Source organism: Aeromonas sp. R2-1, assembly GCF_040908425.1.
GTDB lineage: Bacteria > Pseudomonadota > Gammaproteobacteria > Enterobacterales > Aeromonadaceae > Aeromonas > Aeromonas caviae.
This window is the reverse complement of sequence record NZ_JBFODR010000030.1, coordinates 80,358-95,321: the sequence shown is the minus strand read 5'-3', so window position 1 is coordinate 95,321 and position 14,964 is coordinate 80,358. Positions and strand designations below refer to the sequence as shown.

General features: G+C 59.0%; 18 protein-coding genes, 1 tRNA gene and 1 riboswitch. Of the genes, 5 read left to right on the top strand and 14 right to left on the bottom strand.

Annotated elements, in window-relative coordinates; genetic code table 11:
• Positions 1–226 precede the first annotated feature (226 nt).
• Together AB5Y80_RS10655 and AB5Y80_RS10650 are read left to right on the top strand one after the other, a co-directional pair.
• The gene (locus AB5Y80_RS10655) at positions 227–553 is read left to right on the top strand and encodes an MFS transporter (RefSeq protein WP_167826043.1); all 327 of its coding nucleotides are present in this window, start codon (positions 227–229) and stop codon (positions 551–553) included.
• Positions 550–1,065, top strand: a complete 516-nt coding sequence (locus AB5Y80_RS10650) for a phosphoribosyltransferase (RefSeq protein ID WP_167826042.1) — start codon at positions 550–552, stop codon at positions 1,063–1,065. The genes AB5Y80_RS10655 and AB5Y80_RS10650 overlap by 4 nt, the downstream gene beginning before the upstream one ends.
• A 217-nt stretch (positions 1,066–1,282) precedes the next feature.
• Here AB5Y80_RS10650 and AB5Y80_RS10645 read toward each other — a convergent pair.
• Both AB5Y80_RS10645 and AB5Y80_RS10640 read right to left on the bottom strand, forming a co-directional pair.
• Positions 1,283–1,370, bottom strand: a tRNA-Ser gene (locus tag AB5Y80_RS10645).
• A 248-nt stretch (positions 1,371–1,618) separates the two neighbouring features.
• Positions 1,619–2,074, bottom strand: a complete 456-nt coding sequence (locus tag AB5Y80_RS10640; RefSeq protein WP_160839247.1) for a YbjN domain-containing protein — start codon at positions 2,072–2,074, stop codon at positions 1,619–1,621.
• A gap of 155 nt (positions 2,075–2,229) precedes the next feature.
• Here AB5Y80_RS10640 and AB5Y80_RS10635 point away from each other — a divergent pair, with 155 nt between their 5' ends.
• A complete protein-coding gene (locus AB5Y80_RS10635) occupies positions 2,230–3,567 on the top strand; it encodes a flavohemoglobin expression-modulating QEGLA motif protein (protein ID WP_368172895.1) in 1,338 nt (445 codons plus the stop codon).
• Positions 3,568–3,637: 70 nt separating this feature from the next.
• Here AB5Y80_RS10635 and AB5Y80_RS10630 read toward each other — a convergent pair whose 3' ends face one another.
• Positions 3,638–4,219 (bottom strand): thymidine kinase, encoded by a 582-nt coding sequence (locus AB5Y80_RS10630; protein ID WP_048207844.1) that lies wholly within the window; start codon positions 4,217–4,219, stop codon positions 3,638–3,640.
• A gap of 85 nt (positions 4,220–4,304) precedes the next feature.
• Positions 4,305–5,885 carry a Na+/H+ antiporter NhaC family protein gene (locus tag AB5Y80_RS10625; protein WP_041211545.1) on the bottom strand — a complete coding sequence of 527 codons (1,581 nt, stop codon included), beginning with the start codon at positions 5,883–5,885 and terminating at the stop codon, positions 4,305–4,307.
• 87 nt (positions 5,886–5,972) lie between these two features.
• Positions 5,973–6,144, bottom strand: a riboswitch (Lysine riboswitch).
• Between the two features lie 317 nt (positions 6,145–6,461).
• Here AB5Y80_RS10625 and AB5Y80_RS10620 point away from each other — a divergent pair.
• Complete coding sequence (locus tag AB5Y80_RS10620; RefSeq protein WP_041215041.1) at positions 6,462–6,860, top strand: H-NS family nucleoid-associated regulatory protein; 399 nt, start codon at positions 6,462–6,464, stop codon at positions 6,858–6,860.
• 79 nt (positions 6,861–6,939) lie between these two features.
• On the opposite strand, the gene AB5Y80_RS10615 is transcribed toward AB5Y80_RS10620, so the two are convergent.
• The 5 genes from AB5Y80_RS10615 to AB5Y80_RS10595 all read right to left on the bottom strand — a co-directional run bounded on the left by AB5Y80_RS10615 (position 6,940) and on the right by AB5Y80_RS10595 (position 9,848).
• Complete coding sequence (locus AB5Y80_RS10615) at positions 6,940–7,503, bottom strand: cob(I)yrinic acid a,c-diamide adenosyltransferase (RefSeq protein ID WP_368172894.1); 564 nt, start codon at positions 7,501–7,503, stop codon at positions 6,940–6,942.
• Complete coding sequence (locus AB5Y80_RS10610) at positions 7,500–7,730, bottom strand: DUF3820 family protein (RefSeq protein ID WP_336584602.1); 231 nt, start codon at positions 7,728–7,730, stop codon at positions 7,500–7,502. The genes AB5Y80_RS10615 and AB5Y80_RS10610 overlap by 4 nt, the downstream gene beginning before the upstream one ends.
• Before the next feature lies 1 nt (position 7,731).
• Positions 7,732–8,403, bottom strand: a complete 672-nt coding sequence (gene queE / locus AB5Y80_RS10605; protein WP_010674994.1) for a 7-carboxy-7-deazaguanine synthase QueE — start codon at positions 8,401–8,403, stop codon at positions 7,732–7,734.
• A 61-nt stretch (positions 8,404–8,464) separates the two neighbouring features.
• Complete coding sequence (gene queC, locus AB5Y80_RS10600) at positions 8,465–9,172, bottom strand: 7-cyano-7-deazaguanine synthase QueC (RefSeq protein ID WP_368172893.1); 708 nt, start codon at positions 9,170–9,172, stop codon at positions 8,465–8,467.
• Positions 9,173–9,194: 22 nt separating this feature from the next.
• On the bottom strand, positions 9,195–9,848 hold the full coding sequence (locus tag AB5Y80_RS10595; protein WP_368172892.1) for a tRNA-uridine aminocarboxypropyltransferase: 654 nt from the start codon (positions 9,846–9,848) through the stop codon (positions 9,195–9,197).
• On the opposite strand from AB5Y80_RS10595, the gene rrtA reads away from it, so the two are divergent.
• Positions 9,814–10,392, top strand: coding sequence for a rhombosortase (gene rrtA / locus AB5Y80_RS10590; RefSeq protein WP_368172891.1), 579 nt, complete (start codon positions 9,814–9,816; stop codon positions 10,390–10,392). The two genes, AB5Y80_RS10595 and rrtA, sit on opposite strands and share 35 nt — an antisense overlap.
• An 86-nt stretch (positions 10,393–10,478) precedes the next feature.
• On the opposite strand, the gene pyrF is transcribed toward rrtA, so the two are convergent.
• The 5 genes from pyrF to rpsA form a co-directional block, all read right to left on the bottom strand.
• A complete protein-coding gene (pyrF, locus tag AB5Y80_RS10585) occupies positions 10,479–11,177 on the bottom strand; it encodes an orotidine-5'-phosphate decarboxylase (protein WP_368172890.1) in 699 nt (232 codons plus the stop codon).
• A gap of 121 nt (positions 11,178–11,298) precedes the next feature.
• Complete coding sequence (gene lapB, locus AB5Y80_RS10580; protein ID WP_010674999.1) at positions 11,299–12,465, bottom strand: lipopolysaccharide assembly protein LapB; 1,167 nt, start codon at positions 12,463–12,465, stop codon at positions 11,299–11,301.
• A gap of 9 nt (positions 12,466–12,474) precedes the next feature.
• Positions 12,475–12,759 carry a LapA family protein gene (locus AB5Y80_RS10575; RefSeq protein ID WP_010675000.1) on the bottom strand — a complete coding sequence of 95 codons (285 nt, stop codon included), beginning with the start codon at positions 12,757–12,759 and terminating at the stop codon, positions 12,475–12,477.
• A 156-nt stretch (positions 12,760–12,915) separates the two neighbouring features.
• Positions 12,916–13,200 (bottom strand): integration host factor subunit beta, encoded by a 285-nt coding sequence (ihfB, locus tag AB5Y80_RS10570; RefSeq protein WP_005299934.1) that lies wholly within the window; start codon positions 13,198–13,200, stop codon positions 12,916–12,918.
• Positions 13,201–13,292: 92 nt separating this feature from the next.
• Positions 13,293–14,963, bottom strand: coding sequence for a 30S ribosomal protein S1 (gene rpsA / locus AB5Y80_RS10565; RefSeq protein WP_010675001.1), 1,671 nt, complete (start codon positions 14,961–14,963; stop codon positions 13,293–13,295).
• Between the last annotated feature and the right edge of the window lies 1 nt (position 14,964).

Here is a 14,964-nt window from a genome sequence, read left to right as displayed (position 1 = left end):
CTATATGAGGAAGGTGCCGTCCATGTCCGTGATGATGAGTTTGATCATGCTGTTACCTCGGATGTATGCATTCTGATCGCGGTCATCATATCGCCACAATGAACACACACAAACAAATACAAGATCATTTTTGTTCATATGACCTCGAAATGATCATAGCATGACCTCCTCGCTCGGAGGATCCCAGGCACAGCCCCCTCCTTCGACTGTCATCCAAGGAGACCCCATGTTGTCCACACTCTCCAGTCGGCGGCCCCGGCACGAGCGGCTCGCCACCCGAGCCACCTTCTTCTGCTCGGGCTTTGCCACGGCGGCCTGGGCCTCCATCATCCCCTTAGCCAAACTGAACGCCCAGATAAGCGACGCCACCCTGGGCTATGTCGGGTTGCTCTCCAGCCCCTCCCTGGTCGGCTTTGTCGCCGACGCATTCGGTCTGCCGGCTGCCCTCCACGGCGTCGTCTTGCTGATGGTGCTGGCCCTGCTCCTCAGCAGAGGCGTGGGGCTGGCACCCCGGGCCCCCCCTCTTTCTACAACCTGTCAGGAGCTGCCATGAGAAACCCTGTTTTCGGCGACGTGGTATTAAATACCGAGGACATTGCGCTCGGCGTCGAGGTCATCGCCAAACGGCTCAACGAGCGATTCACGGAGGCGGTGGTGATCACCGTGGTGCCGGGCGGCATGCTGTTTACCGCCGATGTCGTCAGGGCGCTGCGCTTTGATATCGCCATGGACTACATCTCCTGCCCCCACACTCCGGGGGAGCGCCACAATGCCTCTCCCATCGTCTTTCACAACAATGTCGGCATCCAGGGCAGAGACGTCATCCTGATGGACGACGCCATCGAATCGGGGGGTACCATGAGGCGGCTGGTCGCGCACCTGCAGGCGTTCGCGCCACGTTCCCTGTCCATCGCGACCCTGTTTGTCAAACCAGGGCGCGTGGCTATCCCCGCCGAGCAGTTTTATGCCTATGAAATGACGAACGATGATCTGCTGGTGGGCTACGGCCTGCCCTGGGAGCACAAGTACCGGAATATCCCCTATGTCTCCAGGTTGAAGAGATAACGGGACGGGACAAGGTTAGGGAACGATAAACCGATCAGGATAAAACCTGACAGCAAGAGAAGAATTGACCAGACCACGTCCCGGTGTCGCCCGGTGTACGGCCTATGCCACTCCAGCAGGGCTAGTCCACCCGCCTGTCGATACCGGGTGGAGACCAGATTGCCGGTTACCGGAAAAACAAAAGGCCCCGTCTTGCGACGGGGCCTTTTGTTTTATTTGGCGGTGAGGGAGGGATTCGAACCCTCGATACGTTGCCGTATACACACTTTCCAGGCGTGCTCCTTCAGCCACTCGGACACCTCACCAAATTTTTACTGCTTGAAGTGGCTTTCGGAGCGCGCTGTGCGTGCATCTTGCCGACTTCGTCGGTGGGCAGCCTCTCGGATACCGCACCAAATTTTTGTCTGTGGTTTAACGTGTTCAGCCAACACGGTGTCCGCTGCGCCGTTGCGCTGGAACGGGGCGTAATTTAGGGGAAAGCCCCGCCGCCGTCAACGGCTTTTTAGCCGCAGCGAACCGTTCGCACATTAAACGCACAGTTCAGGTGCTGAGGTCAGTGAACGGATTCCGGTGCGACCTGGATTTCCGGCAGATTGAGGAAGCCAAGGCGTTCACATTCGGAAACCACTTCATGGGTGGCTGCCGTGGTGCTTTCAACGAACAGCAGGAATTGCTCGACGGTGAGACCCGCCTTGGTAAAGACGGTGTGACCCACAACGAGGCGTGGCAGGTTGTCATCGATGATGTCGAGGAACACCTTGAGGGACGGATATTGCATGTTGAGACGACCCAGTTCGGCCACCAGGGGCAGCAGCGATGAGGGGCGCACCTCCAGCTCGGATGAGAACAGCAGCCCTTCCTCTTCCACGAAGATCCGGCTCTCCTGGATGCCCTCGACGGACTGCAGGGAGACCATGTGGATGCCATGACACTGATCGCACACATAGTGCTCGATCCGGGCCTGTTGCAACCAACGCATTATCATTTCAGAGCTGGGGATATTCATCATTTTCACGACACGGTAGAGATCAAGGGGCGCAGTCTAAACCAATTTTCAGACAACCAAAAGCACACAGGCCGGATCCCCGTCGTCTCGCTTCTTTTTGACAGGCCCTGTGCCTATACTCAGCCATTCTCGTAGCGCACTCGCCTCCAAAGAGCCCGATGACCATCCAAGAAGAGTATCGCCTGCACCTCAAATCCCTCTCGGATGAACTGCTCGCCCTGCAAAAACCCATCCGCATCCTGGATGCCATCAAATGGCCCCGTCACCTGCAAAGCGACTTTCTGGCAAGTGGCGGCAAGGCACTGCCCGCCATCGACAGGCACTTCTATGAATCCCTCCCTCTGGAGTTCGATCCCCGCAACAAGTACCTTGAGCTCAAGGAGCTGAGGGACAGGATCCGCCGACGCCTCGGCCCCCAGGACGATCTCGGCCGGATCCTGCAAGAGACGGTGGATCAGTACATGGTGGTCATCGAGATGCTGCGCCAGCGCGGACAGCCGGACTTTCAACGCTACAGTCAGCGGCTCTACGGCTCGGCAAGCGATCACCTGCGCGGGGATCGCAAGACCCTGAAGGAGCTGGGGGCCAGATTGTGCGACATCTTCTCCCTGCCCGGCGCCCGCCACCTGGTGCGTCCCTACCCCAAGGAGTTCGAGGGGGAAGCCGCGGTGGCGAGGTTGCAGGGCAAGCTGTCGAGCTACTTCAGCGATGGCACAGTCCAGGTCAAGCTCAGCGATGGCATCGTCTCCGATGCCGCCGCCGGGGGGGATTACATCAAGCTCAACTCCCACGCCCGTTTCTCGGAGCTCGATCTGCAGGTGCTGGAGGTACACGAAGGCTGGGTTCACGTCGGCACCACCCTCAACGGCCGCCAGCAATCTTACGCCACCTGGCTCGGCGCCGGCTCGCCCCGCATCACCGCCTGTCAGGAGGGGTTGGCAGTGCTCATCGAGACCCTCACGTTCAGCTCCTTCCCGGACAGGGCCAAGCGCATCTCGGATCGGGTCATGGCCATCGACATGGCGGAGCGTGGCGCCGATTTCATCGAGGTGTTCCGCCACTTCGTGGCCAAGGGGGCCAGCAAGCACGACGCCTACAAGATCACCCAGCGGGTGTTTCGCGGAGGCATGGTCGAGGGGGGCGCCTGCTTTACCAAGGATCTCTCCTATGTGAAGGGCTATGTGGAGACGGTGAACTTCATTCGCAGTGCCGTGCTGGAGGGGGTGCCGGAGATCCTGCCCATGCTGTTCGTCGGCAAGGTGACCCTGGACGACATCCCCGTGCTCTATCAGCACTATCTGGAGGGGCTCATCGACGCCCCCCGCTACCTCCCTCCCATGTTTCGCGACCTCACCGGGCTCTACGTCTGGTTCGGCTTCGCCTCCGGCATGTCACTGGTGGACATAGGTCGGGTACAGCAGCATTTTCGCCAGCTCTTCCACCGCCTGCCGGCGGCAGACCCCATCATCGCCCCTGTCGACATCGAGATCGACTGACCCCCACAGACAAAGAAGGCGCCAGATAGGCGCCCTCTTTGGTGTCCAGGCTGCACGAGCCAGCCACGGGTTACTTGAAGGCCCGTCCTTCCAGATAATGCTTGCGGCAGAGCGACACATAGCGATTGTTGCCGCCGATCTCCACCTGCTCACCGTCGCGCATCACCTGCCCCGCCTCGTTGACCCGCGAGTTCATGTGGGCCTTGTTGCCGCACCAGCAGATGCTTTTGAGCTCCTCGAACTTGTCCGCCAGACAGAGCAGGTGGTAGGAGCCGGGGAACAGTTCGCCGCGAAAATCGGTCTTGAGACCATAGGCAATCACCGGAATGTCCTGCTCGTCGACGATGCGGGCGAGCTGGTAGACCTGCTCACGGGTCAGGAACTGCGCCTCGTCAACGATGAAGACATCGATGTGCCGCTTTGCGTGGCGCGCCTTGACCATCTCGAAGAGATCGCAGCTATCGCTGAACACCTCCACTTTCAGCTCAAGACCGACCCTGGCACTGATGACACCGGCACCGAAGCGATCGTCGATGGCGGGCGTCATGGCCAGCGGATACATGCCACGCTCCAGATAGTTGAAGTGGGCCTGGATGAGCTGGGTCGATTTGCCTGAGTTCATGGTGGCAAATTTGTAGTGCAGTGAAGCCATGATGGGGTTCCGAAACGGGAGTGATGGGGCGCATGCTAACCAAAGCCCCTGCCAAAACCAAGGGGCCCGCAGGCCCCTTGTTCTCTTATGCGACTGCCACGGCGCTATACGCCCGGGCTTTGCGCAAATGGTAACCGGAGAAGATCAGGAACCAGAGCCCGCTCACGGTGAAACCGGCCAGCGCGGAGTGCATCAGCCCCATCACCAGGTAGCCGAGCGCAGCGCCAAAGGCGATGGCCAGGGCATAGGGCAGCTGGGTCATCACGTGATCGATGTGATGGCAACCGGCCCCGGTGGCAGACAGGATGCTGGTGCTGGAGATGGGGGAGCTGTGATCCCCGAACACGGACCCTGCCAGTACGGCGGCCAGCATGGGCAGCATCAGACTGATGTCGCTGGCGGCCGCCATGTCGCCGGCGAGCGGCAGCATGATGCCGAAGGTGCCCCAGCTGGTACCGGTGGCAAACGCCATGGCGCAGGAGAGCACGAAGACCACGGCGGGCAGCACTTCCACCGGCAGATTGCCATTGGCCAGGGAGGCCAGGTATTTGCCGGTTTCCACATCGCGCACCACGGCGCCGATGGTCCAGGCGAACAGCAGGATGTTGATGGCGGGCAGCATGGCCATGATCCCCTGTGGAGCCGCCTTCATCCAGTTGCTTGCCCCGAGCTTGAGGCGCATGGCCAGACCGATGGAGACCACCAGGCTGCACAGGGCGCCATAGACCAGGGAGGAGCCGACATTGGTATTTTCGAAGGAGCCGAGCACGCTGAACGGCAGCCCCTTGTCGGCCAGCACCGCAGCCCCGGAGTCAATCATGAAATAGACGGTGGCCAGGGTCAGGGTCAGGATGGGCAGCACCATGTCAATCATGCCGCCATTGCTCTCCTCCGGGCTCTCCATGTCGAGCCCGATGGGGCGCCCCTTGGACTCGTCCCACAGCTTGCCCTCCAGTGCCCACTGCTCATGCTGGCGCATGGGGCCGATGTCGAGCTGGAAGGCGATCACCACCAGCACCATGATCAGGGTGAACACCGCATAGAGGTTCATGGGGATCATTTCGACGAAGGCGGAGATGGGGCTCTGGTCGGTCAGACCATGAGCCGCCATGATGCCGCCGACGAGGGCGATGATGTAGGCCCCCCAGGAGGAGATCGGCATCAGCACGCAGACCGGCGCGGCGGTGGAGTCCAGCAGATAGGCCAGCTTGGCGCGGGAGATCTGGAAGCGATCGGTCACCGGACGGCAGATGGCCCCCACCGACAGACTATGGAAGAAGTCGTCGATGAAGAAGGCGAACACCATCAGACCGGTCAGGGACTTGGCACCCTTGCGGGTCTTGGCGCGGCGCTCCGCCCACTCGGCAAACGCCCGGGTCGCACCGGAGACGCTCATCAGGCTGATGAGGCCGCCCAGCAGCAACATGAAGAGGATCATGTTGACGTTGTCACGGTTGAGCGCACCGTCGACCCAGAAGATCCTGAGCACGGTGTCGAGCATGTAATGCAGGGACGCAAGGGGAGAGAACTGGTTGAGCAGCAGGCTGCCTGCGACTATGCCCACCCCCAGCGACACCAGGACGCGGCGAGTGATGATCGCCAGCGCAACGGCCAGCAGGGGGGGAACGACGGACCAACCGGAGTCGGCGTAATGAACGATGTCCATGATCTCTTTGCACCTAAAGACAACAGGTGGAGATCTACCGAGAGGATCAAAGAAACAAAACCCATGGGGAGGGTATACTCCTCAGCCCCTTCAGGTAGCGCTCCATAGTGGATGACTATGGCAGTCCTGCACCTATTAGATGCAGAACCAGCAACCCGGTATGATGGCCTGGTCACTTCGGCGCCGACTCCTTTCATCGAGCATCGCAGGCATCACCCTCCGCTCGGTTACTCATAGGCAGCGCGCCTCTACTTAAAGGTATTCGCGGCACATTTTATCGAGCCACCGGGTGATAGCAAGTTTTTTGATTAAATTTCAAGGTTTCTGTGGCCCCCATATCTGTAAAGGTAGTCAAATGGTTCATCAAAGACTCCGCTGGCGATATTTTCATCTGACACGAGCCCATTCGAAGATGTTGGCCCGTCAAACGGATAAAAATATCCTTCATATCTATTTCAAGACTTAATTTATCAGCCTAATTAATTATTTTGGCAGGCTTGACTTGGTACCAATCACCCCTATAAATTATCGAAAAACCAGTTCTTCCCTTAATATTTTGCTCGCGTGGTAGCCAATATGAACGAATTTCTGAAAGTGCTGTTGAATATCCGTAGCCTGCGTGCAGCCTGCCGCGATTTGACGCTGGAACAACTGGAAGAAGGCTTGGAAAAGCTCTCCGCCATCGTCGATGAACGTCGGCAAGATGAATCCGCCGAACGCCAGGCCCGTGAAGAGCATCAAAAGAAAATTGCCGAATATGCCGAAATGCTGAAGGCAGCAGGGATCGATCCCGCCGAATTGGTCAACACCGTGGTTCCCGAGAATACCAAGGTCAGCAAACGTGCGCCCCGCCCCGCCAAATATCGTTATCTGGACAATGGTGTGGAAAAAACCTGGACCGGTCAGGGCCGCATGCCCTCGGTCATTGCCAAGGCCGTTGCTGAAGGCAAATCCGTGGAAGCCTTTGCTATTTGACAGCAATATCAGGCCCCTTTCCACAGCAATAAAAAAACCTCGCAAGGCGAGGTTTTTTTATTGCTGCTTCGAGCGGTGGTCAGCCTCTGTCAGCCGCCTTGACCCAGAGGATCTCCGGGGTACCCGACGATACCAGCAGGTATCGGGCGATGGTGAAAAACCAGTCGCTCAGCCGGTTGAGGTAGGGCAAAACGGCCGGATTCACCCGCTCTACACGGCTCAACCCAAGCAGCAGGCGCTCGCAGCGACGGGTCAGGGTACGCACCACATGTGCCTGGGCCGCCGCCCGCGCACCGCTCGGCAAAATAAAATTGCGCAGCACCGGCAACCCGGCACTGTAGGCATCGATCTGTTGCTCGAGCCTGTTCGTCCAAACCTCGTTCACCTGCCACAGCGCATCCGTTTGCGATTCACTGGAAAATGCCAGCTCCCCGCCCAGATCAAACAGCTCCTGCTGCAACAATATGAGATCGGCCAGGAGAGTCGTCTCCCCGGCGGGTATTTCAGCCATCAACAAGCCTATTTGGGAATTCAGCTCGTCGATGGCGCCATAGGTCTCGACACGTTTATCGTCTTTGGCCAGGGAAGTGCCATCGGCCAGTCGCGTGAGCCCCTTGTCCCCTTGCCTTGTATATATTCTCATTCTGACATCCTGTTAATAATGGGAATAATCATGGACTCGAGTCCATTGAGCTTTATCTCGTAGGCCAGTGCCAGAGACTGGCCCAAGGTACCGGCCGAAAAACCGCTTCGCGCCATCCATACCAGATAGGGTTCGGGAATATCGATGATGCGCCGCCCCTTGTATTTCCCGTAAGGCATCTTGCTGGCCAGCATCAGCAAGATGCGCTCATCGCTAAGTCCATCCATATCAATCGATATTCAGGTATTTATGGGTCTGGATGGAGAGTCGCCAGTTACGGGCAATGCAGGTCGCCATGGCCAGCTCCGTGGCCCTGGCTTTCTGGCTGATGGGTTGCAGCGCAATCATCACGTCGGGGCGCAGCCGGGCGGTGGCCAGCAGGGCATCCAGCTCCTCGATATGGTGCTCGGTGGCCACCGGGTGCTTGATCTCGTTGGCCCGCTCGAGGGCAGAGACCAGCACCGGCAACCCACCCTTCATGCCGATCTTGGGGGAAACAGTCACCCAGGTCTGCTCATGGGTCAGCACCTCGCTGGTCCCGCTGGTTTCGATCTGCACCTGATAACCCGATGCCACCAGGGCCGAAGAGAGCTCGCGCAAGTCGTAGAGGCAGGGCTCACCACCGGTCAACACCACGTGACGGGCCCGGTAACCGAGCCGGGTAAAGCTGGCCAGAATATCTTCCGTGCTCATCTTGCTCCAGCCGTCGGACTCATTGGAACGATCGAGTACCTCGCCAGGGGCCACCTCACGCTCGGGGTCCACCACCCAGGTGTGGCGGGTATCGCACCAGGGGCAGCCCACCGGGCAGCCCTGAAGGCGAACGAAGATGGCGGGCAGGCCGGTAAATACCCCCTCCCCCTGGATGGTCTGGAAGATCTCGTTGATTGGGTAGTGCATCTTGGTCACGACTTGCTGCAAAAGGGGCGGATTATACCCCAAACCCGGGCTAGGCACAGGCTCAGGATCCGCTTTTCTCGCCCAGTCCGCTCTTCTCGTACAGTCTGGCACGGATGCCGGTCTTGTCAGCCAGATAGTGATCCAGGCCACGGCGACGCAGCTCGCAGGCCGGACAGGCCCCGCAACCATCTCCCTGGACACCGTTGTAGCAAGTGAGCGTCTGGTAACGCACGGTATCGAGGTGACCGTAATGATCCGCCAGCGCCCAGGTTTCGGCCTTGTCGAGCCACATCAGGGGGGTTTCGAAGCGGATGGGGCGATCCAGCCCCAGGGAGACCGCCTGATTGAGCGCCTTGACGAAGTCGTCGCGGCAATCGGGATAGCCGGAAAAGTCGGTCTCGCACACCCCGGTGATCACGGCCTCGGCGCCCACCTGATAGGCATAGATGGCCGCCAGGGTCAGGAACAGGATGTTGCGTCCCGGCACGAAGGTGTTGGGCAGGCCGTTCTCCTGAAGCTCGAAGCTCACCGGTATGTCGTCCCGGGTCAACGCAGAGATGGCCAGCTCCCCGAGCATGGTCACATCCATTACCTTGTGGGCGGCGATCCCGAGCGCCGTCGCCAGATGGCGGGCGGTGTCAATCTCCGCCCGGTGGCGCTGGCCGTAATCGAAGGTGATGGCATGCACTTCGTCATAGCGGGCCTGTGCCTGCACCAGACAGGTGGTGCTGTCCTGCCCGCCACTAAAGACCACGACGGCTTTTTTCATGTTTTTCACTCCTCTGGGCAACTCAACGGCGGCGGCCTTGTGCAAAGTCATGCCACTGCCGGTTCAAATGGGTAAACAGGGTCATCAGCGGGGCGAAGCGCTCAGGCTCTCCTTCCCACCGGGACAACAGATGGTAGCCCGCTTCCAGGGTGGACAGTGCCTCCTCAAAGGGCTTCTTGCGAATGGAATATTGCCCGGCAATGGCGCCGAGGGTGATCCGCGGCAACCCGAGCAGTGCAGGCGAGCTGTGCAACATGCGATAGGCTTTGCGCCAGGTGCCATCAAGGAGGATGAAGTGGGCTCGCACGGTGCGCCCACTTCTCAGGAGATGCTCCCTTGCCTCTATCAGGGTCAGGGCCTCCTCATCGGGCCACAGCACATAGCACTGGACAGCGGGGTCGGCAAGCAAGGCATTGAGCCCTTCGTCGTCGGAAAAGTCCTCCCCCACATGGATGCGCACATCGGTCAGGGACGCCGCCAGCAACGCAGCCGTCCCCTTGGGGTGACCTACTTCGGCAGGGTGTTGCAGGATATGGAGCGCAGCCAGGTTCGGCACCCGCTGAATATAATCGCACAGGCACGCTTTGAGGGCCCGGGTACAGCGTGTACAGTATCGGCTCTCTTTGTCGTTGGGCTGCTTCATGTTGTTAGGAAAATCGGGTCTGCTCTGGGTCATCGCGCTTTCGCTCGTCACTGCCTTGCTCTTTTTCACCGTGCCAAATCATCAGCTCGCCTTCGATCGCGACCTGATCGCCCAGGGCGAAGGGTGGCGCATCATAACAGGCAATCTGGCACACACCAATGGATGGCATCTGCTGCTCAACCTGAGCGGTCTGGCCGTGCTCTACAGCCTGTTTCAGGAGTACCTGACGGGATGGCGCCTGCCCGTGCTGCTGCTGCTGCTGGGGACGGCGGTCGGACTCGGCATCTGGTGGGGCTGCCCGCAAACCCAGTGGTACATGGGACTCTCCGGCCTGCTGCACGGATTGTTCGTATGGGGTGCCATGCAGGACATCCGCTTTCGCCGTCACTCCGGCTGGCTGATGCTGGCGGGCGTCGCCATCAAGCTCGGTGTGGACTTTTACAGTGCCGGCGAGAGCCCTGTCTCCGCCTTGATCGGTGCCAGGGTACACATCGAGTCACACTTCATCGGTGCACTCGCCGGCCTGCTACTCGGTTTCTTCCCCATTCGTCTGGACGCCCAGGCCGTCCACTCCTGAGCTCCCCATAGGCAAGGCCAGCCCACGGCCAAAATGCAGCAGGCCGGATCTGGGATCCGGCCTGCGCTCATTCGCCCATTACGCCGTTACCGGCAAAGCTCGGCATTGATCGCCCCAAGCATGGCGGCGGGATCCGAGGACTGGGTGATAGGACGACCGATCACCAGATAATCCGCCCCCGCCTCCACCGCTGCCAGCGGCGTCATGACGCGGCGCTGATCACCGGCAGCCGATCCGCTCGGACGAATGCCCGGCGTCACCAGCTTGAATTCGGCTCCCAGCAGCCCCTTCAGCGCACTCGCCTCTTCCGCGGAGCAGACCACACCATCCAGCCCGGCCGTCTTGGCAAGGGTGGCCAGGCGGATCACCTGTTCTGCCGGCGTCACATCCAGACCCAGGGGCACCATGTCGGACTGCTCCATGCTGGTCAGCACGGTTACCCCGATGAGCAGGGGCGCCTTGTCGCCGTATGGCAGCAACGCCTCTCTGGCGGCACGCATCATGCGTTCGCCACCGCTGGCATGGACATTCACCATCCAGACGCCCAGCTCCGCACTGGCCGCCACCGCCTTGGCGACGGTGTTGGGAATATCGTGAAATTTCAGATCCAGGAAGACGTCGAACCCCTTGGCCACCAGTTGGCGAACGAACTGGGGACCAAACAGGGTAAACATCTCCTTGCCTACCTTGAGGCGGCACTGGGCCGGTGAGATCTGCTCAATGAAGGCAAAGGCGTCGGCTTCGTGCTGATAATCCAGCGCGACCAGTACTTTGGGGTCTTGCATGTCACTTCCTATGGATTGTTATGCCACAGCCAGGCGCAGCAGAGCCGGGGCCCGGTTGCACGCTGGCATCTGAAATTCTTGGGTATCCGTGCTCGCCCGGGCGTGTTGGCCTCGCTGGCGTTTACTCCCCATCCAGCCCTCGGATCGGCTTGATGGTGCCCCACTGCCGGCAGGAAGGGCATTGCCAGAACAGCGAATGGGTGGCAAAGCCGCACTGACGGCACTTGTGGGTCGACTTGATCTTGATCTGCTCACCGACCAGCTGTTGCAGCAGCTCCAGGCTCTCCTTGGCAGGCCCCTCCTCGGCACTGGCCAACTGGAAACCGACCAGTTGATAGAAGCCCTTCATGGAGGGGTGGCGACGCAGTTGGCGCAGCACCAGGGCCCGGGCCTGGCTCAACCCATCGCGGGCCTCCACCAGATTGGCCAGCGCCAAGGTCACGCTGACCCCCGCATGATCCTCTACCGCTTTTTCAAGCAGCGGGATCAGCTCCTGGCTGCGACCAAGCTGGCGATAGCATTCGAGCAGTTTTGGCATGGCTTCGGAGGCAAAGTCGATATCCTGCTCGAACACCCGCAGGAGCTCCTTGGCCGCATCCTCGAACCTGCCCTCCTCCATCGCCAGATCGGCCAGCCGCAGGCTGGCGCGGGCACAGGCCGGGTGGGCACCGAGCGCACGCTTGAGCTTGGCGATGCCCGCAGGCTTGTCGCCATCGCGCAAGGCACTCTCAGCCTGTTCGCAATAGAAGTGGGAAATGGGCTCGGCCAGCTTCTTGCCCTGGAATTTCTGCAGACGCACCGCCACGGCGATGGCATTGTCCCAGTCACGCAACTGCTGATGAATGATCAGGAGCTGTGCCAGAGCCGTCTCTTCGAAATCGCTGTCATCACACAGCTCTTTCCAGAGTGCTTCGGCCCGATCGAGCAAGCCGGCAGCCAGAAAGTCACGGGCCAGCTCCTGCAAGGCAAGCTGACGCTGCTCACGGGTCAGCTGACGGGCGACCAGGTTCTGGTGGATCTTGATGGCGCGATCGACCTCGCCCCGTTGACGGAACAGGTTGCCGAGGGAGAGGTGGGTTTCGATGGTTTCGCTGTCGACTTCCAGCAGCTGGATAAAGAGATCCACCGCCTTGTCCGACTCGTCAGAGAGCAAATAGTTGAGGCCCGCCACGTACTGGCGGGAAAACTGGTTACTCTGTTGCTGGGTGTCCTGGCGAACACTCCTGCGGCCCATGTACCAGCCATAACCGGCGGCGATGGGCAACAGCAGGAAAAGCAGTTCAAGCATCGAGGGACATTATTCCTTGGTTGTCGACCGGGCAAGCTCCAACTCGCGAGATTGACGACGCATGGTTCGGTTCAGGGTGCGATTTTGCAGTTTGAGACGCAGGAACAGCAGACCAAATACCAGCCAGCCCAGCAGAAAACCGCCGGCGAAGAAGAACCCCAGCAACATGGAGAGCGAGAACTCCCCCTGGGCAATCAGGTAGTTGAACTGCACCAGCTGACCATTTTGAGAACCGATGGCAAGGGTCAGGACAAACACCAGCACCAGTGGAATGAGGGCCAAGATACGCTTCATGGGAGCTCCCTGTCTGTAGCGAATGAGTGACTGATTATCCTTAAAATCACAGGCAGACTCTAGCGCGAATGGGAAAAGAGTGTGAGAAACCCGACAACGGGCAGACTCCAGGCCATAAAAATGAAAAAGGCATACTCAGGTATGCCGTTTTCTGCATTATTCGATGATGTTGACGCGTTCGCGCAACTCTTTGCCAGGTTTGAAGTGCGGGACATATTTCCCGGTCAGTTCAACCTTGTCCCCGGTCTTGGGGTTGCGACCCACGCGGGGCGCACGATAGTGCAGCGAGAAACTGCCAAATCCTCGGATTTCAATCCGGTCGCCGTTTTGCAAGGTCGATGCCATCTGCTCAAGGATCTCCTTGATAGCGGCTTCGACATCCTTGGCCGGCATATGCATGCGGCTGGCTGCCAGTTGTTCGATGAGATCTGATTTGGTCATAAGGTTAAATCTCCTTCCCCGATCACATGCAATAATCATTTTGCCAAGATAAAAAAGGGCGGCGCAATGCCGCCCTTTTCTTGCATCAAGGATTACTCACCCTTGGCGGCTTTGAACGCTTCCATCATGGCATTGCTGAACACAACTTCTTCTTGTTGGTTCAGGCTGTCGATGGCAACACGCTCATCAGCCTCGTCCTTGGCACGGACAGACAGGCTTACGGTGCGGTTCTTGCGATCAACGCCCATGAATTTGGCTTCAACTTCGTCACCAACAGACAGCACCAGAGTGGCGTCTTCTACGCGGTCACGAGCAGCGTCGGAGGCACGCAGGTAGCCTTCTACGCCGTCAGCCAGTTCGATCACGGCACCCTTGGCATCAACCTCGGTAACCTTGCCCTTCACAATAGCACCTTTCTTGTTGTCAGACAGGTACTTATTGAACGGGTCTTCTTCGATCTGCTTGACGCCCAGGGAGATGCGCTCACGCTCCGGGTCAACTTGCAGAACAACGGCTTCGATCTCGTCGCCCTTCTTGAATTCACGCACGGCTTCTTCGCCCTGGTTGTTCCAGGAGATGTCAGACAGGTGAACCAGGCCGTCGATGCCGCCATCCAGACCGATGAAGATACCGAAGTCAGTGATGGACTTGATCTTGCCGGAAACACGGTCGCCCTTGGCGTGAGTTTCGGCAAACAGCTGCCACGGGTTGGATTTGCACTGCTTCAGACCCAGGGAGATACGACGACGCTCTTCGTCGATGTCCAGAACCATCACGTCAACCACGTCGCCAACGTTGACAACCTTGGACGGGTGGATGTTCTTGTTGGTCCAATCCATCTCGGATACGTGTACCAGGCCTTCAACGCCTTCTTCGATTTCAACGAAGCAGCCGTAGTCGGTCAGGTTGGTCACGCGGCCAGACAGACGGGTGGTCTCCGGGTAACGCTTGGCGATAGCAACCCAGGGATCTTCGCCCAGCTGCTTCAGGCCCAGGGATACACGGGTACGCTCGCGGTCGAACTTCAGAACCTTGACAGCGATCTCGTCGCCAACGTTGACGATTTCGGAAGGATGCTTAACGCGCTTCCACGCCATGTCGGTGATGTGCAGCAGGCCGTCAACACCGCCCAGATCTACGAATGCACCGTAGTCGGTCAGGTTCTTGACGATACCCTTAACTTCTTGACCTTCTTGCAGGTTGGCCAGCAGGCTTTCACGCTCGGAGGTGTTCTCGGTCTCGATCACGGCACGACGGGAAACAACAACGTTGTTGCGCTTCTGGTCCAGCTTGATGACTTTGAACTCGAGTTCTTTGTTTTCCAGGTGAGCGGTGTCACGGATCGGACGCACGTCAACCAGAGAACCCGGCAGGAAGGCACGGATGCCGTTCAGCTCAACGGTGAAACCACCCTTGACCTTGCCGTTGATGATACCGATAACGGTAGCTTGCTCTTCGTAAGCTTTTTCAAGCTGCAGCCAGGCTTCGTGGCGCTTGGCTTTTTCGCGGGACAGCTTGGTTTCGCCGAAACCATCTTCGATAGAGTCCAGAGCCACGTCAACGGAGTCACCTACGTTGATTTCCAGCTCGCCCATGGCGTTCTTGAATTCTTCAGCCGGGATAGCAGACTCGGATTTCAGACCGGCATCAACCAGTACGAAACCGTTCTCGATAGCAACGACAGTGCCCTTGACGATGGAACCTTGACGGGTTTCAACGGCGTTCAGGGACTCTTCAAAGAGTTGAGCAAAAGATTCGATCATT

Coding starts and splice junctions, on each gene's coding strand:
- AB5Y80_RS10655 (WP_167826043.1), top strand. CDS start 227: ATGTTGTCCACACTCTCCAGTCGGCGGCCCCGGCACGAGCGGCTCGCC.
- AB5Y80_RS10650 (WP_167826042.1), top strand. CDS start 550: ATGAGAAACCCTGTTTTCGGCGACGTGGTATTAAATACCGAGGACATT.
- AB5Y80_RS10640 (WP_160839247.1), bottom strand. CDS start 2,074: ATGATGAATATCCCCAGCTCTGAAATGATAATGCGTTGGTTGCAACAG.
- AB5Y80_RS10635 (WP_368172895.1), top strand. CDS start 2,230: ATGACCATCCAAGAAGAGTATCGCCTGCACCTCAAATCCCTCTCGGAT.
- AB5Y80_RS10630 (WP_048207844.1), bottom strand. CDS start 4,219: ATGGCTTCACTGCACTACAAATTTGCCACCATGAACTCAGGCAAATCG.
- AB5Y80_RS10625 (WP_041211545.1), bottom strand. CDS start 5,885: ATGGACATCGTTCATTACGCCGACTCCGGTTGGTCCGTCGTTCCCCCC.
- AB5Y80_RS10620 (WP_041215041.1), top strand. CDS start 6,462: ATGAACGAATTTCTGAAAGTGCTGTTGAATATCCGTAGCCTGCGTGCA.
- AB5Y80_RS10615 (WP_368172894.1), bottom strand. CDS start 7,503: ATGAGAATATATACAAGGCAAGGGGACAAGGGGCTCACGCGACTGGCC.
- AB5Y80_RS10610 (WP_336584602.1), bottom strand. CDS start 7,730: ATGGATGGACTTAGCGATGAGCGCATCTTGCTGATGCTGGCCAGCAAG.
- queE (WP_010674994.1), bottom strand. CDS start 8,403: ATGCACTACCCAATCAACGAGATCTTCCAGACCATCCAGGGGGAGGGG.
- queC (WP_368172893.1), bottom strand. CDS start 9,172: ATGAAAAAAGCCGTCGTGGTCTTTAGTGGCGGGCAGGACAGCACCACC.
- rrtA (WP_368172891.1), top strand. CDS start 9,814: ATGTTGTTAGGAAAATCGGGTCTGCTCTGGGTCATCGCGCTTTCGCTC.
- AB5Y80_RS10595 (WP_368172892.1), bottom strand. CDS start 9,848: ATGACCCAGAGCAGACCCGATTTTCCTAACAACATGAAGCAGCCCAAC.
- pyrF (WP_368172890.1), bottom strand. CDS start 11,177: ATGCAAGACCCCAAAGTACTGGTCGCGCTGGATTATCAGCACGAAGCC.
- lapB (WP_010674999.1), bottom strand. CDS start 12,465: ATGCTTGAACTGCTTTTCCTGCTGTTGCCCATCGCCGCCGGTTATGGC.
- AB5Y80_RS10575 (WP_010675000.1), bottom strand. CDS start 12,759: ATGAAGCGTATCTTGGCCCTCATTCCACTGGTGCTGGTGTTTGTCCTG.
- ihfB (WP_005299934.1), bottom strand. CDS start 13,200: ATGACCAAATCAGATCTCATCGAACAACTGGCAGCCAGCCGCATGCAT.
- rpsA (WP_010675001.1), bottom strand. CDS start 14,963: ATGATCGAATCTTTTGCTCAACTCTTTGAAGAGTCCCTGAACGCCGTT.